Source organism: Mesorhizobium sp. C432A (genome assembly GCF_030323145.1).
Lineage (GTDB): Bacteria > Pseudomonadota > Alphaproteobacteria > Rhizobiales > Rhizobiaceae > Mesorhizobium.
The window spans coordinates 5,522,839-5,546,714 of record NZ_CP100470.1; the positions used below are offsets into that span (position 1 = coordinate 5,522,839).

Consider the following 23,876-nt stretch of genomic DNA (forward strand, 5'->3'; position numbering starts at 1 on the left):
AGATGGATCGGGCGTCCTTTTCAGCCGCCCGGTTCAAGCTTCACTGCTGGACACTATCGGTTCGTGCCGGCGTTCTAGCAGATCGCCACCTGATATAACAACGCTGGAAAGGCCGGCGGCCACACCGATCGGCAACGAATTTTCCATGAAAAGCCCAGAATCGGGAAATTCCTGCCCGACGGAGCGATAGCCTTCAAAGGCCGGGAAAAATCTTGCCTGGACCGAAAGAAACGCCGGCCCGACCTCGTCGCACTTTCGAAAACCGCACCCAGCCGCTATACCGGCTCCTGAACCTGCGCCGGGCGGCATGCCGCAAATGCCGCGCCAAACATTGTCCGTCGCCACGCGACCCAGCGCATTGTGAACCAGAGCATTGACCCCGATCTCCGCCATCAAGCAGCACGTTTCGCCGTCACGGATCAACATCACCTTCTCCATTCTGTGCTTCTTTTTCCCGCCGGTGCTGGGATCGGCGGTCAGCTTTTTGTTCAATGGCGGCGGCCTGTGGTCGGTGCTTCTGCTTGCGTTGAAAAGACGGCGTTTCAACATTGACCGGCCGATGACCGTGATGACGGTGGCCATCTATGCCTATTGCGCAGCCAGCGTGCTCGCCTCCATCGTCAACAATTCGATCGCCAGGGATGCGCCGCATCTGGCAGGGCTGATCACCTTCCTGTTTTTCCCTGTCTCATACGCGACCTGGAGCATTACCGAGAAAACCACGCTGACGCGCATCGTCGTGCTGGCGAGCGCCGCCGCCTGTTTTGGCGCCGTGCTGCTGGCGGTCGTGCAATATCACGGGCTGGGCATACGGGCCGAAGGCGGCGCCGGCAATCCGATCGTGTTCGCGACCGTCGCCTGCCTCAGCATGATGATGTGCCTGGCAGGCGCTTTATCGGGTGTAGAAAAGAACAGGACGTTGCTGGCCTGCGCGACACTGGCCGGCGCGGTCGCCATTGTCTATTCGGGATCTCGGATAATCTGGCTGGCGATGCTGGTGGCCGGCATCGCGGTCCTGCTGATCAACCGTCGCAAGCTCAACAACAGAAACGCCATTCGGCTTTTGCTGATTGCGGGGGCGACCGGCATCGTCATCGCTGTCATCGGTCTCCCCATCATTTCCGAGCGCGCGGCCTTCCTGTTCAGCGACTGGGATGCGCTCGCCACGAAGGGCGACCACACGACCGCGCTCGGCTTGCGCGCCGCACTTTGGCAGATTGGCCTGAGCGCCTTCCACGACATGCCGATTTTCGGCCACGGCATTGCCGCAAGCCGCGAGCTGATAAAGGATGGGTTCCACAATCAGTTCAACATGCCGTCGACGGGCTTCAGCCATTTCCACAATGGCTTCCTGACCGCATTGGTGGAGGCCGGCCTGCTTGGAGCCGTAACGCTCGCGGCTGTGTTCGTCGTTGCCGCGAGAAACGCGGCCATCGTGCTGCGCACCAGCGCGGACGCGATCGAGCGGTTCGGCGCCACGATGATTGTCGTCACTGCGATCACCTATCTCATCGGCGGCCTGACCGGCATCCTGGTCGGCCACGACATCCTCGATGCCACACTGATGGTGTTTCTGGTGTCCGGGACCTATCTTGCATCGGGCCGGCAACAAATGCTGCCGGAACAACCGGCCCCGGCGCCCCAGGCAAGCCGGCCGTGAAAGTGCTGGTCACAGGCGCGACGGGTTTCATCGGCAGGCAGGTGGTCAACCAGCTTCGCGAAGCCGGGTTCGGGGTGCGCATGGCATCGCGCCACCCGGAACGGCTCGATCCCGTGAGCGATGCGGTTTTGTTGCCGGACTTCGACGCGCCGGCCCAGGCATTCCAGGCGCTGATGCGAGATGTCACCCATGTCGTCCACTGTGCGGCGCTCAACAATGACCGCAAGGCGAGCGAAGCCGACTTCATGGCCGCCAACGCGACACTGACCGCCCAGCTGGCGCGCGCGGCCGCCTGGCGGACAAGCGGGCGCTTCGTCTATCTGTCATCGATCCGGGCGGTGGCCGGTCCCGGTTTCAGCGGAACCATCAGTGAAGCGACGCCAGCAGCCCCGCAATGCGCCTATGGGCGCTCGAAACGCGAAGGCGAGATCAGGATGCTCGAAGCCTATGCCTCCAGGCCCTCCGACGCCACGACGTTGCGCCTGCCGCCGGTCTATGGCGAAGGCATGAAGGGAAACCTGGCGTACCTGATGCGGCTGAGCGGCATGCCTATAGCCTTGTCGCTGCCGGCGGCGACCTTCAGCGGCCTCCGATCATTGATGTCATGCGAGAGTGCGGCGCGAACCGCTGTTTATCTGTTCAGCCGTCCGCAGTCGGTTCGCCGGGCCTACGTCGCCTGCGACCTCCCGCCCCTCCCGGTCTCATCCATCATCATGGCCTTCCGGGACGGTTATGGCTACTCGTTGAAGCTGTCCAGAGTGCCCGGCGGCCTGGTGCGGACAGCACTGACCTTGATCGGCAAACGCACGGCATGGGAGGCGATGACCGCGACCCAAATTTGCGATCCGTCCGTGCTGGTATCCGAAGGCTGGGCGCCACAGACCGATTCGCTCGAACAGCTGACCGAGCTCGCACGCCGCTACAAATCGGGTGCCGTTCAGCGGTAGAAAATCGTGCCTATGAGAATGCGGACATCGAGGCCCACCGATGCCGACTTTAAATACTCGGCATCGGTTTCGGCGCAGAGCTTTGGGTCGGACATGTCGATGCCTTTCATCTGCGCGAGCCCGGTAATGCCCGGAAGCGCCGCAAGCACACCCAATTGCCTGCGGCGTTCGACCAATTCCGTCTGCGTGGGCAGGCACGGCCGCGGTCCGACCAGGCTCATCTCGCCCTTGAGCACGTTCCAGAGCTGCGGCAGCTCGTCGATCTTGAATTTCCGCAGCACCTTGCCGACGGCAGTGACGGAAATTGCCGGCGCCTGATGCGAGGGCAGAGACGGCGTTCCCACAACCATCGTGCGCAGCTTGTGGCAGGCAAACGGCACCCCGTGCTGGCCGACACGGGTTTGAGAGAAGAGTGCCGGTCCAGGCGACGTCGTCCTGATTGCCAGCATGGCAAGCAGGATGAAAGGCGAGGCCAGTGGCAGCAGCAGCGCCGCCACCGCCAGGTCGAAAGCTCGCTTGGGTTCCCTCATGGCCGTGTCTGCATGCTCTAGATCCGCCGCCAGATGAAGGCCAGATAGAGCCCAAGCGTCCCAGCCAGCGTCTGCCGGTAGACGCCGCTTTTTCTGAGAAGGCGCAGGCGTCGCAAGATACCGCCCTTTCGTGCCCTGATGAACAGGCCGAGACAGGCGGCGGCATCCCTCGAGAGGATGTCGCGATTGACCGCCAGGCCACTCAGATTGTGATCGGTCCAGACGGCGAACTCGCCCCTGAAGAGGCGCCCCAGCCGCGACAGCCTCGCCTTCCACGACACGTTGGCGCCGACCAGGTTTGCCTCATGCTGGCGGTAGCGCACCAGCGGTCGCGGGTCATAGCGAACAATGCCGCCGGCAGCCGTGACGATCAGATAGGTCCACCAGTCATGGCTGACGAACTCGGTCCTTGCCGATGCCTTTGCCAGCAACTTTCGCGCGGCGCGGTTGATCATCATCGTGTTGCCGCCGGCAATGCTTTGCACAAGCGCATTGCGAAATGCGGGTGGATGCTGGAACAGCGGCGAATACCCTTGCGCCGCTCCGGTTTCGGACATGGTCGCGGTCCTGGAGCAAAACAGCAGCGGCGTTGCGGCATCGTGCCCTTGCATCCAGGCAATAGCGCTCTCCAACCTATCCGGCTCCCAGATGTCATCCTGGTCGCAGAAGGCGTAGTAGTCGGCCTCGATGCGCGGATCGATGATCATCGCGCGGAAATTGGCGGCAAAGCCCTGGCGAGGACCATTCGACAGGGTCAACCGGCCCTTGGACCAGCGGCTCTGCCAGGCGCCGATAATGGCCGAAGTGCCGTCTGTCGAACCGTCGTCGGAAACCCAGAGGTCGACAACAGGATGCGATTGCGCAGCCAGCGACGCGAGCTGCTCGTCAAGGAAAGCCGCGCCATCTTTCGTGCCCAGCAGCACGGCCACGCGCTGATCTTGTCTGCTCACTGGTTCAAAATCATCTGCAAACGCCTGGGAACGGCCATCGGATCGGTTTCAATAGCCAATCCCGGTCGATCAGGACAGGCTCTTTGTTTTGACGCAATCCCGGACGGGAAAACCGCTCCACACTTTTTCCTGGAATTGCTCTAACCAGCTTGCCCGACTGTTTTCGCAACGGTTTCCCGGCGTGCGTCACTTGGAGGCTCTTCCGCCTGATAGAGGGCGGCCATGACGGCGAGCGCCGAGGCCTTGTCCTGATCGCGCATGGCCGCCTGCAGCGATGTCAGCGCCGCCTGGACCTTGGGCCATCCCACGACATCGGTTCTGAGGCCGAAGATCTTGGGATATCCAGCGCGACGATCTCCTCATTGCCGCCATGCAGCACCTCGTGAAGCTTCTCGCCCGGCCTGATCCCGGTGAAACGGATCGGAATGTCGGTGTAGGGGCTTTTGCCGGCCATGCGGATCATGGTTTCAGCGACTTCGAGGATCGGCACCGGCTTGCCCATGTCGAGCATGTAGATGGCGTAGTCGTCCTTGCCCTGGCGCCGCTCGGCGTCGGCCGCCGACATGATGACGAGGTCGACGGCTTCGGCCACCGTCATGAAGTAGCGGGTCATGCGGCGATCGGTGATGGTGACCGGACCGCCGGCCTCGATCTGCGCCTGGAAGATGGTGGCGACCGAGCCATTGGAGCCGAAGACATTGCCGAACCGCACGGCGATGAACTTGGTGCCGGAGCGACGGCCGCTAGGCCCGGTGGCGTGCGTTTCGTGCAGCGAAGAGACGATCTGCTCGGCGGCGCGTTTCGTCATGCCGAGCACCGAGGTCGGATCGACCGCCTTGTCGCTGGAAATCAGCAGGAACTGCGGCACCCCGCATTTGGCGGCAACCTCGGCGCAGACGAGGGTGCCCAAAATGTTGGTCTGGATCGCCGATTCCCAATTTTCCTCGAGCAGCGGCACATGTTTGAGCGCGGCGGCATGGAAGATGATGTCGGGCTTGAAATCGCTGACGACGCGGGTGATCTGGCGCCGGTCTGTGACATCGACGATGCGGCTCTTGAGCCGGACATGGTCCTTTTCGTCAACCTGCTGGTCGAGCTGGAAAATACCGAACTCCGAGATATCGGCGACCAGAACCGCCTCGGCGCCAAGTTCCAGCGACCGCTTGACCAGGATGCGACCGATTGAGCCGGCGCCGCCGGTGACCAGGACGCGCTTGCCGTTGAGGAAGCCGCCAATGCGCTCAATGTCGGATGGAACCGTTGAGCGGCGCAGGATGGTTTCCATCTCGACGGCATCGAGAACCAGCTTTCCGCGCTGCCCGAGCTCCGAGACGCCGGAGAACTGGACGACGGCGATGCCGCTATGACGGGCGATGCGAACCAGTTCCGAAAATTCTTCGATCTCGCGCTCGGCGCCTTTGCCGAAAATCAGCATGTCGAGGCTTTTGGTGCCTCTTGCATATTCTTCGAGGACCTCGACCAGGCGGGGGCGCACGGCCACCACCGGAACGCCGTGGATCTGCGTGCCCAAAGGCGCGCCGTTCTCGATGGCCATGATCCCGGCGATGGAATATTCGGCCGGCTCTGCCGTGCGCGTGAACCGGATTATGACGTCTGCTTCGCCGAGCCTGCCGACGAACAGCGCCTGCTTGATCGCCACATTGTTTGCGTTGCGGCTCAGGATCCGCCAGCTCGCCCCGTCGCGCAGGAACCGGTAATAGAGCCGAGGCGCCGATATGATGGTGAAGGAGACGAGGAAAAAGACGATGAACTGGCGCTCGTTGAGGCCGGTCACCGGCTGAAACGATCGAACCGCCAGCGAGACGACATAGAGCGTGACGGTCAGGATGGCGCAGCTCTTCAGGATGTTGAAGAAGTCCGGCGTGGAGGCGAAACGCCACACGGTGTTGTAGAGGCCGCAATAGCGAAACAGCATATGGCTGAGAAAAACAATACTTGCCCAGCACGCCAGGCCGGCCGTGGAGAGCGCGTCGAATGAAAGTCTCGACTGCGAAAGCCCCAGACTCAGCGCCACCGCGACCAGGACCATGACCAGGTCCTGGATCATTATAATGGCGCGCCGCATCTTCGGCCGAAGTCCGGACACGACCTCTACATAGGATGTCATTGGGTGGTACTGAACTCCAGGCGCAAGGACTTATGCATAAAGTGGCGCCAGATTGACTGTCATCCGTCACCGACCACGTGTCTTAATGTGCCAAATCCTCCGCCCGCCGCCCTGTATCGCATAGCGCGGAGTTGAGGGCATCGCCAGCGGTTTTTTGGATGTGCGTGTGGTTAAGGCGCTGCTTCCGGCTAGATCATCCCGCGTGCAAGATGCGAGTACCTTCAAACTTCAGGCGCTTGGCAATAGGCTGTACATTGTCCTTATAAGTAATGCATCTGCGGTAGATGCCAGCGGCGACCCGCTCTTTGCCAATCACTTCCCATTCTGGTGCCCATGAGCCCTCCCAATCAAAATGCTGGGAAATGAGACGTTCCCTGTCGAAACATTGGGGGTCCCGTTCGACTATTCTATGGGCCTCATCGGCGAGCGGGGAATAGCTCTCGACGGCGGCCATTTTTCTCGCTCGGGCAGCGTGGTCGAGTTGAATTTCCAGTCCAATAGGTCCCGCCACGTTTGGAACCGCTGCGGAGCAAAGGTGCTGTGCCACTTTCGCTGTCCTTTTCAGCGCTCCGGCGAGAGCCTGTCCATAGGCATAGGCTAGGTCATGTATCGGGTTGTAGCCATCGACCGCGTCCGACACGAATTGAACGTTTTTCGCGCCTGCCAAATCGGTGGCGATTTTCGTCAGCACATCAACAAAGAAGTCAGTTTCTCCAGCCAGCAGAGCTTCGTACCAGACGGCATCGGGAATATCGCCGAATACTGCGCCCGGCGTCGCGCCCGCAGCTTTCACAAGGTGGCGCGAGTACTGCGTACGCGCCGTTTGGCGACCGCCCGATCCGTCTGTCAGAAGGTAGACTCTGGGTTGTGCGCACTCGAGCCAATGGTAAACCCTGAGTTCATGTCCCGGATGGGCGAGAACCAAGACATTTTCCAGCTTTTCAGACAATCAATGGCTCCCTCCGAGATTTTGCAGAGCTTGTTTGGAAAACGGCTTCAAACTAAGACGCTTCCAATAGCTCTTGTGCCTGTCGCTCGTTTGCAGGCACGTTGCGAAACAAGCAAGGAACGCCGTTGCGGGTTCTTATCACCAATCTGTCCCTATCCCGCAATAGCGGGTCAGAAGCGGTTGTTGAATTGCTTGCTGACGGGCTCCGCAGTGGCGGGCATCATACCATGCTGCTGGCCCCAACTCTTGGCGATATGGCATTTAGAATGCGCCAGCGGGGGCATCATGTTGTAGACCGGATTGCCGAAATCGTCGAAAAGCCCGATGTAGTCCATGCCCAACACCTGACACGCTGTCTGACAGGTTTCCGGACGTGCCTGCCGTATTTTCATGCCACAAGTACCTTCTATGAGGTCGAAGCACCTATTCTTCATCCTCAAATACGCCATTGGATAGCCGTAGACGAAGCGTGTAGGCTTAAGTGCCTTTCGAGGGGGATTCCCGCTGACCAACTAAGCCTCGTCTACAATGCGGTTGATCTCAATCGCTTCAAACAACGCCCGCAACTGCCTGCGCGGCCCGCAAGAGGGCTGTTGTTGACGAAGAACTTCGATCACCAAGCGGCGGTTCGTCAGGCCTGCGCCAAAAATGGCATCGAGCTAGATGGACTGGGGCCTGCCACAGGCCGATTTTCGCATCAGCTCGAACAGGATTTGCTTGGCTATGATATCGTGTTTGCGACCGCCCGCATGGCAATCGAGGCGGCGGCAGTGGGATGTGCCGTTGTCGTCTGCGACGCACGCGGCTTTGCGGGGTTGCTCAACACCGCAAACATGCAGGCGTGGCGCCGAATGAATCTTGGCGTCGGTGTTTTGGCCAAACCCATGACAGTCGAGAATCTAATGGATGCGATCTCCAGATTCGATGCAGGCCATGCCGCAGCGGTTTCTGCGTATTTTCGAAGGGTGGCGGGAGATGCGCATTTCGTAGAGGAACATCTTCGAATCTATAGTCAGGCCATGCAAACCGACGAGGCACCGAACTTTGACGCGCGATTCCTCGCGACCGCCTCTTGGATTGAAGAGATTGGTATCTTAGCATCAGCGCAGGCGATGGTTTCACATTGTAAAGGAGCTGCATGGATGGCCCAGATTCGCCAGAGCCAACTGCGCTTCTGATGATGTTGCAATCAAATACCGAAATTCTGAAGGGTAATGCCGCCTCTTTAACGAAACTGGGCGAGCAGGTCGGGTCGATCGAACTTGAAATTGCCAAAAGTCGCCAGATCATGCTCGGCGAATCCAATTCGCGCGCTGCCATCGCTGAAACCAGCCAAACCATGCTGCGCGCAATTGACAAAGAAGTTTCAGTCCTGGCAAATTTTGTGACCGAGATAAAGCGATTCTACAACCGCATGATCCCTCTGTTCATCCGAAAAATCCTTCTTTGGGCTCGCAGGAGAGATTGAATTTGGTCGCGCGCGAACGCTTCATCTGGGCGATCAGCAGAGGACTGGCGGCTTCGGCGGTGGTATGAGAAGTTCTAACCTTGCGCTCTCGGGAAGTGACCCTCGAAAACGCGAAGCCAGAATCGATAAATTGGCGTGGCGACGTGAGAACCGAGGGAACACCAGCATGGCCGGAACTCGACCTACCCCTGTCCTGTCATGAGAGACTGACGTTTGCCCTGCGGCCGTTTTTCAAAGACGACAATACTGTCATAGACACAGATCGAGTCTGTTGCATGGGTGAAGGCGTTCGCCGGCATTGCGCCGCGCGCGTGATGAGCGTTGATTTCGTCGAGCTTTCCCTTGGCAAATTCCATGAACGACCCGGGCCTGCGGAGCCCGCCACCATAGTCCTCCCAATAGCTCGTATGCGTGTCCTCGACCAAGTAAACGCCGTTCGGCTGCACATGATGGTAGAGATGCTCAAATGTCGCGATGACATGATCCATCATGTGACTGCCGTCATCGATGACGATGTCGATGGAACCATACTTCTCGACGATCCGATCGAGGAGTTGAGCGTCATCCTGGCTTCCAACGAAGACCTCCACGCCTCCGGACTCGTGCGCCTTGCATGCAGGATCGATATCGATTCCAACAATTCGCGCGCCCTCGCCGAAATAGGCTCGCCACATCTCGAGTGATCCTCCCTTATAGACGCCGACTTCAACGACGACCGGCCTTCGATTTCTGAACCTTTCGAAGTGACGTTCGTAAACGTCGAAATAGTGCAGCCATTTGTAGATCTCTTTGCCGCTGTTGTTCAAAAAGTACTGATGCAAGAACCCGCCCATCGTAGCCTCCTTGGCGTCGGACTTTGCCACCGCCAGTTGCTCTGATTGTGGCTGTCTCCTCCTTTTATGGACGAGGTTGGTCCTGAGCCGCGCAAACACCGGCTCCCATTCGTTTGCAACCAGGCAAAGCGCTTCCCCAAGATTTGCCGCGATCTCGGTGTATTCCATGTTTGCAAAGCGTTCTCCCGCTTGGACAATCCACGAAGGATCGTATCTAAGCTTGCCAAAGCCGGATACCACGGTGAGCCCGGTCCAAGGCGTTGCAATGGTAAACACGTCGAGATCAGGGCGAAGCGCCTTGAGCGCCGGAACCATTTTCCAGACATCGCCGGTGTGGAATTGCGTTGTCGGCGGAACCTTTTGCGTCGTGTCGTCCAGGGGAACAGTGTCGTGCACGAGCAAAACCGAGCCAGGGTCGCAGTAGTGTTCGAGGTTCGCAAAATCGCGCAATGCCTGGTCGAACGTGTGAAGACCGTCAATGAACCCTACACCCAACGGGCGGCCGGCTAGCAATGCATCCGCTCCGCCGCGATCAAAAAAGGTGTCACTCGTCTCTGGAAAAATGTGCGTTTCTGCGCTGAGTGCCATCGTGGCGCGTGGATTGGGATCGATCCCGATTGCAAGAGCCGGAGGCTTGATCTTGGAGAGCGATACGCCGTCACAGACGCCTATCTCTACCACGACAGTGGGTTCCAGCTCCGAGTAAAGACGCTCCAGCCAGTCGTAATAGAAAGGCCCGGCCATCCGTGTGCTGGCCAGGCCGACATGGGCCCCCACAGTATCCGGGTTGAGGTCCAATGCTTTGCGGTATTGGACTTCAGCCCTTTCGTTGTCGCCGATGGCAAAGTACGCATCACCGATCCCAGTAAAATAGGCGGCGTTTCGAACTGGATCGTGTCGGGCAAGAATGCCGGCAGAAGAAAGAAGTCGCGACGCAGCAAGCTCGGCGGGTGCATGCGTGCTTGCCATGCGAAGGATGTCTGCCGCCGTCTGATAGTGCCCCGACTGAAACTGACCCTTGGCCAACTCGACCAGCGTCGCCGCTGTCTGGTTCGCCGGCACGCGTTCTTCTGGCGGCCTCAAATGCGCCCTGAAGCCTGCGGCGGTGGCTGGAGCGACCCTGAATGGGTTTGCAATTGTCGCCCGGGCAAGGTGCGGCAGAAGCGATGAAGGCAGCGAACCCACGAATGCCGAGGGGGTGTGAAGGGTAAACTCGCCTGCCCCCCTCAACGCATCCCTTTCAGCCTTCCAGACGATCCAGTTCTTGCGCTGCTGGTCGACGCTTGCGTTGGTGGACACCCCGCCATGCAGTTGGTGAAATGTAGCCTCTCCCAGAGTGAGGATGAGCTGTGCTTGCGACAGCGTCATCGCACGTTCGAGCGTATCGAGGTTGACCAGGCCGCCGCCCGGACAGCTGAAGCGCTCATCCATGCCGCCGATCGCCTGCCAACCCTTCCGGCTCATGAAGAGGACATTCGCTTCGGCTATCGGCGAGAACCACGGATCGACCGACGACTCATCCATCGTCCCGATCTCGAACAATCGATACCCATCTTCTGGCCATCTGATCGATCGCAAAAGCGAATCCTCGATGGCCCGGGTATAGCCATTCCCGGACGCGTTCCCCTGGATGTCGCTTCCAAGATACCAGCCAGGCGCGGCCACGACTGCTGTCGGAGCCATGTCCAACCCGATGCGAGCGAAATGCACCAACCCGGGCGTCGCCATCCGTGCGCCGTCGATCATCACGCCGATCTTGTCTCCCCTCGCCTCCTTTATCCCGAGGTTGACGGCAGCCGCAGGCGAGGGTGACGCGTCATCGATGCGCAGCAGGCGAAAGTTCGGCCCATATTCCGCGACCAGGCTCCCACCAACCGCAGGTGATGATCCGTTGTCGACGACAATGACCTCGTAGTCGTCCGTCGTCACGCGTTGCTGATAGCGCGATGCGAGCGAAAGCAAGGTTCGGGGCAGTTCTCGGGCGATGTCGTAAGCGACAACAACGACGGACACGTAGTTCTGTTTCATAGCGCTTCCGTGGGTCAGTTGCCGGCAATAGGCTTCTGCCACCAACCGCCGGTCCAGTCTATCTCATGGATTTCCGCTTTGATGCGGTTACGAGCGCGGTAATCCTCGACTGCCTGCCGGCATGGCGGAACCGCAAGGTCATCTATGATCGCGAAACCGCCGGGCGACAGCCTCGGATAAAGCGCTTCAAGGCTGTCCGTCGTCGACTCATACATATCGCCGTCCAGCCGGATCAGGGCGAATGGACCGGCCCTCAGGCTGGGCAAGGTCTCACCGAACAGGCCTTTGACGAAGATCACCTGGTCATCCAAAAGGTCGTAGGCGGCAAAGTTGGATTCAACCTGTGCCTGATCAATCGCCAACTGGCGATATTCGTGCAGCCTGCCTCCCCGGTCAGCTGGAAAATTCTCGGCGTCTGGCGGTGGCAAACCGTCGAATGAGTCGGCTACGTAAACCTTCCTGTCCTTGACCTCATTGGCGGCCAGCACTCCCCTCATGAGGATGCAGCAGCCACCACGCCAGACGCCAGTCTCAATGAAATCCCCAGGCACGTTCTCATCAATGGCTCGCTGGACGAGGTCACGCACATTCGCCAAACGTTTCACACCCGCCATAGAATGAGCAATCGCCGGCCAATCGCGACCCAGGAGGCGATCCTCGCGATTGAAGGGCGTCGCCTCTCCGACTTTCGTCGGATCAATCACCTGCGAACCGGAGCCGTAGATGGTATTGGCAATGATCTTGATCAGGAGATCTGTATAGAGGCGGTTCACAATCGACCTTTCAGTACATCACGATTCCATATCGAAATAAGCTGTTGCGGATATCCGGCCAAAGTGCAACGGAACGACCATCAATTCGCGACGGCCTTTCCAAAGTGCCGCGCAAGCAAGTCGCAACCAATTGCCCAAGGAGCCACCCCAATGCCAACCGCCGAACAAGCGATGGGCATGATCGAGACGCTGGATATTGCCGTTTTCCAGGTCAAGACCGAGAGCACCCTCAGTGACCGCAAGAGTTTCCTTCGTGTCCAGAACTTCGCTCGATCGGTATTCGGCCACTATGTGTACCTTGAGGTCGGCTCGCATATCGGCGGAAGCCTCTTCCCGCACCTGATTGATCCGGCCTGCGAGGCAGCGATATCGGTTGATGCGCGGCCCACGGCGCAGCCTGACGAACGTTCACAGGTTTTTCACTACCCTGAAAACTCAGCGGCCCGAATGATCGCCGTGCTGTCGGATTGGATTCCTCCCGCCGCAATGGCCAAACTTACCACGATTGACAGCGACGTCTCCGACGTAAGTCCCGAGGCGGTCGATCCCAGGGCTACGCTCGCTCTGATCGACGGAGAGCACACGGACACGGCCTGTTTTTCGGACTTTGTCGGCGTTTTGCCGCTCATGGAGCAGGACTGTGTCGTTGCCTTCCACGACGCCAACCTGATCGCGGACGCGATTCTCAATGCGGAGCGCTTTCTCGACCATCTCGGCATCACGCACGAGACGGTATTCCTTCCTGACACCGTGGCCGTACTTGGCCTCGGCAGGCTCGCGTCTGCAGTCCGGGATCGGCTCCAGCCTCACGCATTGGACCGCAAGACTTTCCTGGACCTATCGCAACGGCAGCTATGGTCTCACATAGCCAAGGTGCACTCGCCCAAAATCCATGCCGAATTGGAGGGCCTGCGCTCGGACAATTCGCAGCTGGTCAAGGAGATTGAGCGCATGCAAAAGGCGAGCCGCGACGCGGAAGCCCGTGTCGCCGCCATGACGTCCAGCACGACCTGGCGCGCATCCGCCCCAGTACGAGCGGTGGTCGATCGCATCAAACGTCGCTTCGCAAGTTAAAGTCGCGATGAGCGCTGTTGGAGCCGACGATGAAGCAACTTGCCGGGGTGTCTATGGACGAAATTATTGAAACGCCGCACGTACCGCTCCGATCCATCCCACTGTGTACGATGGAGCGCCAAGCCGGAAAAGTCAGCACAGGTTACAAGCAACCTTTCCGCCCGTACCCCCAGCCCCCCGTGCGCCCGACATGTCAGGTATAACCGCCGCTGCTGGTGTGGATGCCGTCGAGCCCTGCACACTTGTGGAGCGGCAACCAGGAAACGCCGGCCGCATGAGGCGAACAGCATCGCGCCTGTCATCCATTATTGCACGCGAACAACCCTTAGCCCTATTCGCGAACGATCTCGGTGTAGGCCCTGGGCCCTTCGTCATCCTCGGAAACCGGCAGGTCTGCCAGTCCTCAGCCTCGACATTGGACAGACCGAGTGGCACTTTTCCCCTGCCGTCCGGCAGGTCAAACGGATTGCGAATGCCTGATAGGGACGCGCAGCGCGCTGACCAGCGCCTGGCTTTCTGCAACGGTGGGCCTCAAGCATGTGTCATCAACCAGTTCCTCGATTTGCCCCCGCAGTCTGCGACTCTCGTCGGATGAGCGACCGCGGACCCGACATCGTGATGTACTTTGGATCGGCGGCGAACTCCGCCTGGTTGGCAATGAACGGGAGATCGTACTGCATATCCCGAATGTTCGCTTTGCGAATCGATGGCAGCTTCACTACGACGCAGCGCGTTGCCATATGTGTGTCGCAATCAGTGTGAAGAGATCCTTGGCGGCTCCATTACAGCCATGGGAAAGCCATGAAGCCCAGAAACAGAAAATGCGATACCATCAGCGATGATTGCAGTATTTAACGGCGCCGTCGACGACATCAGCAAGGCTATGAAGTTGCACAGGGTCTGGATCGCCCTTGCCCATGAGGACATCGGCGATCAGCACAGGCGCACGACGCTCGGCCCGCTTTGGCTTCTGGTCAACTACGTCGCTTTCGTGGGCACGTTCGTTTTCGTGTTCCAGCCTGTCGGCAAGGATGCCGCCGGTTATTCCGCGTATGTCGCGATAGGCCTTCTGGTATGGTTCTATCTGATGGAAGTAATGTCCACGAGCGTGGCGCTCTTTCAACGCGAAGAGAGCTTCATCGAAGGCACGACGCTGCCTTTGTTCGTGTATGTGATGCGATTGGCATTGCAGTCTGTCATCAGAGCAGGCTATGCGATCGCGGGTTGCGTGTTCATTCTCGTCTTGAGCGGCTCCCCGATCGGCACTCCATGGCTGTGGTCACTGGCAGGATTGCTCCTGATCTTGTTCGCCACGCCTGCTCTTATCACCGTCTTCGCGTTTCTTGGAGCTTTCTTTCCCGACAGCCAGTTCATTGTTGGTAATTTGCTACGGGTCGGCATGTTCTTCACGCCTGTTTTCTGGGTGTACAACGGTCAAGACCCCGTCCAAACATACGCCTACGAATGGAATCCGTTCACCTATTTTCTGGAGATCGTCCGTTTGCCGATCATGACTGGAGAGTTTCCCACCCATGCTTTCACGGTAACGATCATCGTGTCATTGGCTACATGGATGATTGCATTGCTACTGCTTGGTCGTTATCGCAAGCAAGTCGTCTTCATCATCTGAGTTTTCGATGGTTTCTATCAAGCTGGACAACGTTAGCCTTGTTTACAAGCTGCACGAGAAGCTGACGCTTTCCGCGCCGGACCGGCGCGTGGACGGGCCTGGCGGCAGAATCGAAGGCTCGGGTAGAAAGCAGTTTGTGCAGGCGCTCGACGGCGTCAGTTTCGAACTCAAGGCGGGCGACCGGTTAGGCTTGGTTGGCCCGAACGGAGCCGGCAAGACCACCCTTCTCAAGGTGCTCTACGGGATCTACGAGCCATCCGGGGGAAGCGTCGCGATAGAAGGCAAAGTCGACGCTCTTTTCAACATCAACATAGGCTTTCGCCGCGAGGCAACCGGGCGCAGAAATATCGTCCTGCGTGGATTGATCAGCGGATGGACGGAAGCCGAGATCGAAGAGAAAATGGAGGACATCATTGCCTTCAGCGAATTGGGGGACTTCATCGATTTGCCGTTCAAGGCCTACAGCCAGGGCATGGCCGCGCGACTGGCCTTTTCGGCAGCGACCGCGCTTGATCCCGAGATTCTGTTGATGGACGAGTGGATCGGCGCCGGCGACGCCGCTTTTCAGGACAAGGCCAAAAGGCGCATGGACGAACTGGCGGAAAAGGCCGGCATCATCGTCCTCGCGAGCCACAGCGAGGCTCTTATCCAAAGTGTGTGTACGAAGAAATTGACGCTCAGGAGCGGGCGGATAGAATCGCTCACGACAGAGCCGGTAAAGAGAGCTGCAACGACAGCCAAGCGTTAGACACTCTCGACGGCCATCACGCTGGCCTGCCTTTCTTGCGCCAAGACGGGGCTGTTCGTGGGCCCTGTTGAACATGGCGCGCATCCTGCGCTACCGATGCGAAGCCGGTTGCAGCGGCGTCAGAATCCCAATAGTTGTGCCTCTTCTTTCGGCGCCCCTTCACGCTCGCAAGCGGACTTCTGGATTTACCATGCCTGCGGCAACTGAGCTTGCCAAACGTTCCGCCGTGCGAACATTCTTAAATGAAGCATGCTTGAGCAGTTGAGTTGACCATGACAACACAAGACTCCGTCCCGATGAACGACCTGAAGCGCCTGTATCAGCGCTATCAAGTCGAAATCGAGCGTGAAGTAGCGAGCACGTTGCGTTCGGGATGGTGGCTCGATGGCGCGGTCGGCAAACGATTTGCGGCAAATTTTTCCAGATTTATTGGTGTTTCGGAATGCGTCCTCGTGGCCAACGGTACTGACGCACTCGAATTTGCATTGGCCGCGGTCCTCAAGCGCGGCGGCGCGCGCGGGCGCGAAGTTGTCCTTCCGGCCAATGCCGGGGGCTATGCCAGCTGTGCCTGCTGGCACAACGACCTCATTCCGCACTACGTCGACATCGAACCGACCAGCCAGCTCGTACACCTTCAGTCGGTGCTGAAAGCAGCCAACGCAGACACTGCTGCAATCGTCGTTACCCACCTTTATGGCGGCGTCGTCGATGTCCGGGCCATCAGGGCGGGACTTGCCGAGGCTGGTCTCTCGCACATTCCAATCGTGGAGGATTGCGCGCAGGCGCACGGGGCAAGGATCGGAAGCGACGTTGCGGGTTCGCTGGGCGATATCTCCACTTTCAGCTTCTATCCAACCAAGAATCTCGGGGCCATGGGTGACGGCGGCGCCGTTCTCACCTCCGACGGGGCAGCCGCCGCACACGTGCGGCAGCTGCAACAATATGGCTGGAGTTCAAAATATCATGTCGGCGTGCCCAACGGCCGCAACTCTCGTATGGATGAGGTTCAAGCGGCGATACTGGACGTTTTGCTGGGCGATGTGGATATCCGCAACAGGCAGCGACGTGCCATTCTCGACCGATACAAATCGGTCGCCGGGCATCGATTGCAATTCCTGGAGGGTGGCGACGGCGCTGTCGCGCACCTCGCCGTCGTGCTCTGCGACGATCGAGATGCATTCAGAGCGTACATGAAAGAACACCGCGTCGATACCGACATTCACTATCCCGTGCTGGATTGCGACCAGGTCGGCTGGGCGGACCTGCCGATGAAAGGAATGGAAAATCTCGCCATTTCAAGGGACAGCGTCGGCCGCCTCTGTTCCGTCCCCTGCTATCCCGACATGACGAGTGACGAAATCGAGCAGGTGTGCCTGGCCCTCCGCGAATGGGAGGCAATGTGACAACGCGCTCGATCGTTTTCCCGATCTATCGAAATCAGGCGAACATCCCTTCCCTTCTGCAGGCGGTCGCCGATTTCCATTGCAGATATCAGGGCGACATCGAGTTCGTCTTCGTTGTCGACGGGTCGCCTGACGAATCCGGCCCTCTGCTGATCAAGGAAATGAAGAGCACGGGCTACGATTACAAGATCATCTTCCATAGCCGGAATTTTGGTTCTTTTACCGCCATCCGCACCGGCCTCGAACACGCATCGGGCAATCACGTTGCGGCCATGGCGGCCGACCTGCAGGAGCCGCCGGAACTGATCCTCGAATTCTTTTCGAAACTGGAGAAGGATGAGGCGGACGTGGTGTTTGGGCAGCGAGCTGGACGTAGCGATCCGCCTCTGACTAAATTTCTCTCGAGGGCTTTCTGGGCCGCCTACCGCAGGCTGGTCCTGCCCAGCATGCCGAGCGGCGGGGTGGATATCTTCGCTTGCAATCGCCCGGTGCTGGAAGCGATCCTGTCGATCGAAGAGCCGAACAGCTCGCTTGTCGTGCAGCTGTTCTGGGTGGGCTTCAGGCGGCAATTCGTGCCCTATCGCCGGCGCGAACGAGAGCACGGAACAAGCTCCTGGGGCATGGCACGGCGGTTCCGATACATGATGGACAGCGTCTTTTCGTTCTCTGACTTTCCGATCATGCTCACACTCTGGGTGGGCTTCGCGGGCTGCGTCTTGAGCCTGATATTTGCCACCGTTACCGTGATTGCCCGCTTGCTTGGCAATATCGATCCCGCCGGTTACACGACGCTGGTGTTGCTGATCACGGGCTTCGGTTCGGCCAGTCTCCTGGTTCAGGGCATTCTTGGCTGCTATCTCTGGCGGGCAGTTGAAAACACCAAGTCACGCCCTCTCAGAATCATCAGCCGCGTCGTTGACGGAACAGCCAAATGACCGACAAGCCATTTTTCGTGCATGAGCGCGGCATTTGCGAAAGTTCGTATGTCGGCGATGGAACACGGATCTGGGCGTTCGCCCACGTCCTTCCCGGCGCCGTGATCGGCTCGAATTGCAACATTTGCGATCATGTTTTCATCGAGAACGACGTGATCATCGGCGATGAGGTGACCATAAAGTGCGGTGTTCAATTGTGGGACGGCCTTCGCCTGGGCAATCGCATATTCGTCGGCCCGAATGCGACTTTCACCAATGATCGATTCCCTCGTTCGAAGGAATATCCCGAAACGTTTCTGCTGACGACCGTCGAGGATGGCGCATCAATCGGCGCCAACGCGACGATTCTCCCAGGCATAACCATCGGTCGTCAGGCGATGGTCGGCGCCGGCGCCGTGGTGACCAAGAACGTCCCTGCCAATGCCGTTGTCGTCGGGAATCCCGCCACGATCATCGGCTACCAGACCGGCCCGCGAGTGGAGCCGATCGTGACCCAAACCTTTCCCGGCACAGCTGGCGAGAAAATGCCGCTTGGCATTGGCGGGTGCGAACTCTGGCGGCTACCGCATTTTGGCGACCTGCGCGGCGAGCTCGCTCCACTAGAGTTCGGTTTGAATCTGCCCTTCAAGCCGGTCCGCTCATTCCTGGTCTACGGCGTGCCGTCAGACAAGGTCAGAGGCGAGCATGCGCATCGCGAGTGCCATCAGTTCCTTATTGCAACCCATGGTCGCCTTTCGGTCGTCGTGGATGACGGACGTGACAGGAAAGAGGTGTCATTGACCGAACCTTCGATCGGCCTCTATTTGCCGCCAGGAATTTGGGGGATTCAGTACAAATTTCAGCCAGAAACGGCCCTGCTGGTGATGGCCTCGCACCAATATGATGCAGACGATTACATCCGGGACTATTCAGATTTCCTCAATGCGGTCGGGCAGGATGGCCGCTGATCGTGTGGGCGCAGACGCTATCCGCTTTCTTGTCGCCGGCGGCCTAAACACCGCGCTGACCACGCTCATATATTTCGCCGGCCTAACAGTGTTCCCTTCAAGTTTCTCCTACGGGCTTGCCTGGCTGGCAGGCCTCGTTTTTGCGATGGTATTCTATCCAGATCGTGTCTTTCCCGGAGGCCGTACGGGCTTCGCTGACAGACTGGCAATCGGCGCCTCGATCGCAATCGTGTTCGTAGTCGGATTGGTTAGTCTTCAGGTCCTCGAAAGAATCTTGCAAAACACGGCGGTAGCATTCTTCGTAACCCTCGCCACGACGACCATCCTCAACTTCTTGATTTCTCGATGGATACTCCGCAGATCATGCTGACGCGCCCAAACACAATCCGGCAGGCAATCAATCTCTTCGCGATTTTTGTCGCGATGTATTTCTCTGAGCTGGCTTCCTTTTCGCTCTCCGTCGACGAAGAACTCGCCGCGTTCAGAACTGATGCGTCAATCTGGATCATTCAGGGGCGATGGGGCGCGTATCTGATCGAGAGATTTCTCATCCCCCACCCAGTGATGCCGCTGCTGACACCGGCCGTCTTTGGTGCCGGTTGCGTAGCCGCCTATCTCCTCGTCATGGACGCCATCGACAAGCGCGAGCTTTCCATCGCGGAGTATGCATGTTTTGCAATCTTCTGCGGTTTCCCGACCTGGTTCTTCATCGTCGAGTTTTATTCGAACATCGCCGCTGTCGGGATTGGTCTGTTCGCCACCGCGCTCGCGCTTTGGCTGATCGTCAGGAGTGACGTTTCTGTACTCAGCCCATCCTTCCTGGGTGCAGTAGCCGCAGGCGGCTTCGCGATCTCGATCTATCAGAGTTTCGCGCCGGCAATTCTGGTATTGGGCATCGCGATCTCAATTCTACAGACAAGGGCTGGCACGGGAAAATCGCTGCCTAAAGTCCTGTTTCGGATCGGTGTTCTGCTGACCGGCGCCATATTGTTCTACGTCACCGGCAACGCCGTTTTTAGATTGTTCGTCTCCGGCAGTAACGCCTATTTCGATTCGCTTTCCCAGCCGGGTTTTCTGTTTGAACATCCGATTGTGGTCATTGGACGCGTATTGGAGGCGATGAGCGGGGCTTACGCTCTGGACCGGGGCACCTATGGCGTTGCGTTGTGGGCAATTCCTCTCTTGCTGATCCTGGGCGGCTGGGTACTTTTCGAGGAATCGCCCCGCACAAGACTGATGTTGACGGCACCCGCCTTCGTTTCGTTGCTTGTTCCCTTCGGTCTTCATTTGCTCGCGGCGGGCAGCATGCCTGTCAGAAGTCTCGTTGGGGTTCCGATCGCGGTGTGGCTGTTTTCTTATGTGGCGGTTACGAGCGGGAATTACAGGATTCGTGTCGCCTCGGCTATTTTGCTGGCGGTGGCGCTCTTCCAGATCCAGGTCATCCAGAACTATCGTCTGGCGTCCAGCTATCTGGTCGACAAGCACGATACTCTTCTGGCGGGAGCCCTCTACGAGAGGTTGTCGGCCACGCCCGGTTTCGACGCAAAACGCAGCTACGCCTTAAGCGTGTTCGGTGCCCAGCCATTTGTGACAACCTATCCCAGGCCGCCAGGCTCGACAGTCGGTTATTCCTTCTTCGAATGGGACGGTGGCAATCCTTGGCGTATCGCTTCCTATATGGAACTTCTGGGCTATTCTAATTTGACAGGCCCGACCCTGGATCAAGTCGACCAAACAATCGTCCGTCTTTCAACCATGCCGGTGTGGCCCGCTCCCGGCAGTGTAGAAATCAAGGACGACATCGCACTGATAAGGCTCGGCCAGACGCCTAGCTACGCACATCAGCAAGCCCTCACAAGGATGGCCAAGCGTTGAAGGGCGCCGCAATTGGTCCTGCTCGCGAAAGTCCTGTAGTGTGGTTTGGCACTTATCGCTGCGGACTTGACATGCGCCCGACTAGTCCAGGTTTGACCCGTACGTCGCCAGCTCTTGAAACGGTGGATCGGGGACCCTTCGATTCAGTTTTCAGCGGTGATTCCTTTGGTCGTTGATTGGCTGACTGCAATTCGACGCGTGCTACACGGTCACGCAAACGGAGAGACCTCACGAACAGCGCGAGGCCGCATGTTTTCCACTGCCGTCCCACACTTGAATGCGGCGGAAAGCTCGGCGGCCAACGGATGCACGGTTGAAGAGGCACTCGTTTTTCTACGCCGAATGAGCCTGGACGACTTCGGCCTCTTTATGATTTCCTTGCCGAACAAGCACTATCCTGGTTTGTCGCGTCTCCTGCCAGCAATGGCCAGCGACGACGTGCAGAAGACTTGGACCGGAGCATCTGGTCTCGACCTGTATCGGCAGACAGCATCTTTTGCCCGTCAACTTGAAAACAACTACACTCGGCATGTGAAAAAGCCGCTGGCAGGGTCTGACATCCTCGATTTCGGATGTGGCTACGGGCGTATCTTGCGCATGATGTACTACTATAGCGACCCGTCGCACATATGGGGTGTTGACGCGTGGGATAAATCTCTGGACCTATGTCGAGAGGCGAGGATGCATGGCAAGTTCGCTCAATCGGAGCGGATGCCTTCTGGTCTACCCGTCAATGATCAACGATTCGATTTGATTTTCGCCTTCTCGGTCTTCACTCATCTCGCGCCGGCAACCGCCAAAACCTGCCTTGCGGCGCTTCGAAACCACATCAAGCCCGGCGGACTGCTCGTCGCCACCATTCGGCCCATCGAATTCTGGCCGTTCATCGATGGGATTCGAAAGACCTCCATCGCTGCGGAGATGGAGTCGAATCACCGCCTTAACGGATTTGCCTATCTTCCTCATGGTGGTGTCGAAGGCGAAACGTATGGTGACATCTCTTGCGAAATCGATTTTTTGAGGGGGAATGGCTGGACACTTGTAGGACATGACCGATCCATACTCGATCCATTCCAAGTGTCGGTGCTGATGCAGCCTTCCGGTTAGCGGCGGGCTAAGGTGACGATAAATCGCGGTTTATCAACCACCTGCACGAGAGAGAGATAGTGGATTAATTGTCTGCCGGACCGAGATTCTCCGGTAATCGCTTCTACTATGATTTGATCGGCTGCCATTCGCCGTGTGGGGACGATTTCGGCAATGGCGAGCGGTACTCGGTTCCGGTGCCGGCGCTAATGGCTCCTTATGAGGTGCTAATGAATTTTGATTTTCTCTTTATCGTGACCTATGGGCGATCAGGCTCAACTCTGCTTCAGGGGATAGTGAACACCATCCCGGGTGTGCTTATCAGAGGTGAAAATGCGGGCGCTCTTCACGGTCTTATCAAGTCCTGGGAGGCGGTGAAGATTGCGCAGGACCTGTTCTCAGCCGATAGCGAAAAGCCCACCAGTCCATGGTTTGGCGCCGCCGGCATGGATCTTGATCGATTCGGGCACGATCTTGCCGCCAGTTTCATTCGGAATATCTTGAAGCCGCCGCCAGATATTCGCGTCACAGGCTTCAAGGAAATTCGCTATCACTTGACTGCTGGTGAACTGGCGTTCGAGCTGGAATTCATGCGGCGCTTCTTTCCTCGCTGTGCCTTTCTTATCAACACGCGGGGTCTGGAGGCCACTATCGCCAGCAACAAAAAGGCAGGTCATGATGTTTCAAAGGAGGATTTGACTAAAGCCGATCAGTTGCTTCGCGACATAGCAGAATCGTCGACGCGAGACATTTTTCACGTCCATTATGATGACTACCGCTATGACCCTGATCGCCTTAGGCCACTATTTGACTTCCTTGGCGTTAACTTTGACCGCGTCACCCTGCAGAACGTTTTTGACACAAAGCACTCGAGCTAGGGGACGCCTTCTCAACGGCCTCGGCGGTCAAGGCCTCGACTGCACCGCACCCGCTGCGTTACCCCATTGATCTAGACTAGTCGATACGTGGGTAAACCGACCGCGTTTGGCCATATCAGTTCCAAACTTGGTCCACTATGGCTCCGGCGCGAAATTCGATGCATGGATTTGCCTTTCCGACCGACGCACGTGAAGGAAATGCGGCTGTAGGTTTGTGACGGCTACAGAGTTCGGCTAAGTTTGAGGCTGAGCGGAGGACATCAATGGCGATAGAGTTTCAGGCGACTTGCCCGATCTGCACCGAGCGGAAGACGTTCACATCCCCAGACGACTATTACAGCTGCCGAGACTCCCTTGTCGCCGTCAATTGCCCGCTGAACGATTGCGTGACGCGCGAGCGGGCCGCAGCTGATGTCGTATTCTCGCTCTTCCCAAGAGAAGCTTTCAAGACGCTCCGCGTGCACGAATCGGCGCCGGGAGGGCGCGGCCTTTCGCTATGGCTTTGGTACAATTCAAAGCAAAAGGTGTTTTCAGGCTATTATCCGAGCAAACCTTTCGGTTCGATGGTTGAGCACATCAGGAATGAGGACCTGGAGGCTCAAACCTTTCCTGACCGAACTTTCGACCTAGTCATCCATCTTGATGTAATGGAGCACCTATTCCACCCATTTGCCGCCCTCAGGGAGATTTTCCGAACTCTGGATTTCGGTGGCGTGTGCATTTTCACAACACCGACATACCCGGAATGGGCGGCCTCAGAACAAGTAGCCTTCCGATCGAAGGATGGCATCCGGATTGTGGGCGAACCCGAATACCATGGCAACCCGCAAGATCCGAGCGGATCATTGGTCACTTGGCGGTATGGCTACGATTTTCCCCTGCTGATCCAGCGACACACCGGATTCGACGTTGAAGTGCGGAGAATGCAGTCCAATAGCATTGCGGTCCTTGGCCCTATGACGGAGGTATACATACTGAGAAAGCCACGCACGTTCTAATCTAGAGGTGCGAACCTCGTCAGCGGCGATAAATTT

Annotated in this window: 21 protein-coding genes and 1 pseudogene; 14 read left to right on the forward strand and 8 right to left on the reverse strand. The window is 58.1% G+C overall.

All coding sequences use genetic code 11. The features are described 5' to 3' along the window. Nucleotides 1-33: 33 nt before the first annotated feature. Nucleotides 34-582, reverse strand: coding sequence for a hypothetical protein (locus tag NLY33_RS27175; RefSeq protein WP_245261131.1), 549 nt, complete (start codon nucleotides 580-582; stop codon nucleotides 34-36). Here NLY33_RS27175 and NLY33_RS27180 point away from each other — a divergent pair. Both NLY33_RS27180 and NLY33_RS27185 read left to right on the forward strand, forming a co-directional pair. Then, nucleotides 560-1,660 (forward strand): O-antigen ligase family protein, encoded by a 1,101-nt coding sequence (locus NLY33_RS27180; RefSeq protein ID WP_245261130.1) that lies wholly within the window; start codon nucleotides 560-562, stop codon nucleotides 1,658-1,660. The genes NLY33_RS27175 and NLY33_RS27180 overlap by 23 nt on opposite strands. Beyond that, complete coding sequence (locus NLY33_RS27185) at nucleotides 1,657-2,607, forward strand: NAD-dependent epimerase/dehydratase family protein (protein WP_023705479.1); 951 nt, start codon at nucleotides 1,657-1,659, stop codon at nucleotides 2,605-2,607. The genes NLY33_RS27180 and NLY33_RS27185 overlap by 4 nt, the downstream gene beginning before the upstream one ends. On the opposite strand, the gene NLY33_RS27190 is transcribed toward NLY33_RS27185, so the two are convergent. The 5 genes and pseudogenes from NLY33_RS27190 to NLY33_RS27210 form a co-directional block, all read right to left on the reverse strand. Then, nucleotides 2,598-3,137 (reverse strand): sugar transferase, encoded by a 540-nt coding sequence (locus tag NLY33_RS27190; RefSeq protein WP_023705480.1) that lies wholly within the window; start codon nucleotides 3,135-3,137, stop codon nucleotides 2,598-2,600. The two genes, NLY33_RS27185 and NLY33_RS27190, sit on opposite strands and share 10 nt — an antisense overlap. Nucleotides 3,138-3,154: 17 nt before the next feature. Beyond that, on the reverse strand, nucleotides 3,155-4,087 hold the full coding sequence (locus NLY33_RS27195) for a glycosyltransferase family 2 protein (RefSeq protein WP_023705481.1): 933 nt from the start codon (nucleotides 4,085-4,087) through the stop codon (nucleotides 3,155-3,157). A 140-nt stretch (nucleotides 4,088-4,227) separates the two neighbouring features. Further along, nucleotides 4,228-6,215 (reverse strand): annotated as a pseudogene (locus NLY33_RS27200) (SDR family NAD(P)-dependent oxidoreductase). Between the two features lie 193 nt (nucleotides 6,216-6,408). Then, nucleotides 6,409-7,164: a hypothetical protein gene (locus NLY33_RS27205; protein WP_023709659.1), complete on the reverse strand. Its 756-nt coding sequence runs from the start codon at nucleotides 7,162-7,164 to the stop codon at nucleotides 6,409-6,411. A gap of 170 nt (nucleotides 7,165-7,334) precedes the next feature. Then, complete coding sequence (locus tag NLY33_RS27210) at nucleotides 7,335-7,499, reverse strand: hypothetical protein (protein WP_023705484.1); 165 nt, start codon at nucleotides 7,497-7,499, stop codon at nucleotides 7,335-7,337. A gap of 261 nt (nucleotides 7,500-7,760) precedes the next feature. Between NLY33_RS27210 and NLY33_RS27215 the strand changes: the two genes are divergently transcribed. Next, entirely contained in the window at nucleotides 7,761-8,342 is a 582-nt protein-coding gene (locus tag NLY33_RS27215) for a hypothetical protein (protein ID WP_245261129.1), read from the forward strand. Continuing rightward, the gene (locus NLY33_RS27220) at nucleotides 8,303-8,632 is read left to right on the forward strand and encodes a hypothetical protein (RefSeq protein ID WP_245261128.1); all 330 of its coding nucleotides are present in this window, start codon (nucleotides 8,303-8,305) and stop codon (nucleotides 8,630-8,632) included. Before NLY33_RS27215 ends, NLY33_RS27220 begins: the two co-directional genes overlap by 40 nt. A gap of 182 nt (nucleotides 8,633-8,814) precedes the next feature. Here the strand turns inward: NLY33_RS27220 and NLY33_RS27225 are convergent, their stop codons facing one another. Next, nucleotides 8,815-11,493: a class I SAM-dependent methyltransferase gene (locus NLY33_RS27225; protein ID WP_084013503.1), complete on the reverse strand. Its 2,679-nt coding sequence runs from the start codon at nucleotides 11,491-11,493 to the stop codon at nucleotides 8,815-8,817. 14 nt (nucleotides 11,494-11,507) lie between these two features. Continuing rightward, a complete protein-coding gene (locus NLY33_RS27230; protein WP_023708419.1) occupies nucleotides 11,508-12,266 on the reverse strand; it encodes a TylF/MycF/NovP-related O-methyltransferase in 759 nt (252 codons plus the stop codon). Between the two features lie 150 nt (nucleotides 12,267-12,416). Between NLY33_RS27230 and NLY33_RS27235 the strand changes: the two genes are divergently transcribed. From NLY33_RS27235 to NLY33_RS27280, 10 genes are all read left to right on the forward strand, one after another. Then, nucleotides 12,417-13,340 carry a class I SAM-dependent methyltransferase gene (locus tag NLY33_RS27235; protein WP_023705488.1) on the forward strand — a complete coding sequence of 308 codons (924 nt, stop codon included), beginning with the start codon at nucleotides 12,417-12,419 and terminating at the stop codon, nucleotides 13,338-13,340. A gap of 838 nt (nucleotides 13,341-14,178) precedes the next feature. After that, nucleotides 14,179-14,970 (forward strand): ABC transporter permease, encoded by a 792-nt coding sequence (locus NLY33_RS27240; RefSeq protein ID WP_023705490.1) that lies wholly within the window; start codon nucleotides 14,179-14,181, stop codon nucleotides 14,968-14,970. A gap of 7 nt (nucleotides 14,971-14,977) precedes the next feature. Further along, nucleotides 14,978-15,718 (forward strand): ABC transporter ATP-binding protein, encoded by a 741-nt coding sequence (locus NLY33_RS27245; protein WP_023705491.1) that lies wholly within the window; start codon nucleotides 14,978-14,980, stop codon nucleotides 15,716-15,718. 296 nt (nucleotides 15,719-16,014) lie between these two features. Then, nucleotides 16,015-17,121 (forward strand): DegT/DnrJ/EryC1/StrS family aminotransferase, encoded by a 1,107-nt coding sequence (locus NLY33_RS27250; RefSeq protein WP_023705492.1) that lies wholly within the window; start codon nucleotides 16,015-16,017, stop codon nucleotides 17,119-17,121. Continuing rightward, the gene (locus NLY33_RS27255) at nucleotides 17,118-18,056 is read left to right on the forward strand and encodes a glycosyltransferase family 2 protein (protein WP_198020342.1); all 939 of its coding nucleotides are present in this window, start codon (nucleotides 17,118-17,120) and stop codon (nucleotides 18,054-18,056) included. The genes NLY33_RS27250 and NLY33_RS27255 overlap by 4 nt, the downstream gene beginning before the upstream one ends. Further along, nucleotides 18,053-19,003 (forward strand): WxcM-like domain-containing protein, encoded by a 951-nt coding sequence (locus NLY33_RS27260; RefSeq protein ID WP_023705494.1) that lies wholly within the window; start codon nucleotides 18,053-18,055, stop codon nucleotides 19,001-19,003. The genes NLY33_RS27255 and NLY33_RS27260 overlap by 4 nt, the downstream gene beginning before the upstream one ends. 345 nt (nucleotides 19,004-19,348) lie before the next feature. Then, a complete protein-coding gene (locus NLY33_RS27265) occupies nucleotides 19,349-20,878 on the forward strand; it encodes a glucosyltransferase domain-containing protein (protein WP_084013504.1) in 1,530 nt (509 codons plus the stop codon). Between the two features lie 249 nt (nucleotides 20,879-21,127). Continuing rightward, entirely contained in the window at nucleotides 21,128-21,985 is an 858-nt protein-coding gene (locus NLY33_RS27270) for a class I SAM-dependent methyltransferase (RefSeq protein ID WP_023709287.1), read from the forward strand. Nucleotides 21,986-22,053: 68 nt separating this feature from the next. Next, entirely contained in the window at nucleotides 22,054-22,842 is a 789-nt protein-coding gene (locus tag NLY33_RS27275; protein WP_156932393.1) for a sulfotransferase, read from the forward strand. Between the two features lie 263 nt (nucleotides 22,843-23,105). After that, the gene (locus NLY33_RS27280) at nucleotides 23,106-23,840 is read left to right on the forward strand and encodes a class I SAM-dependent methyltransferase (protein WP_050587696.1); all 735 of its coding nucleotides are present in this window, start codon (nucleotides 23,106-23,108) and stop codon (nucleotides 23,838-23,840) included. The last annotated feature ends 36 nt before the right edge of the window (nucleotides 23,841-23,876 follow it).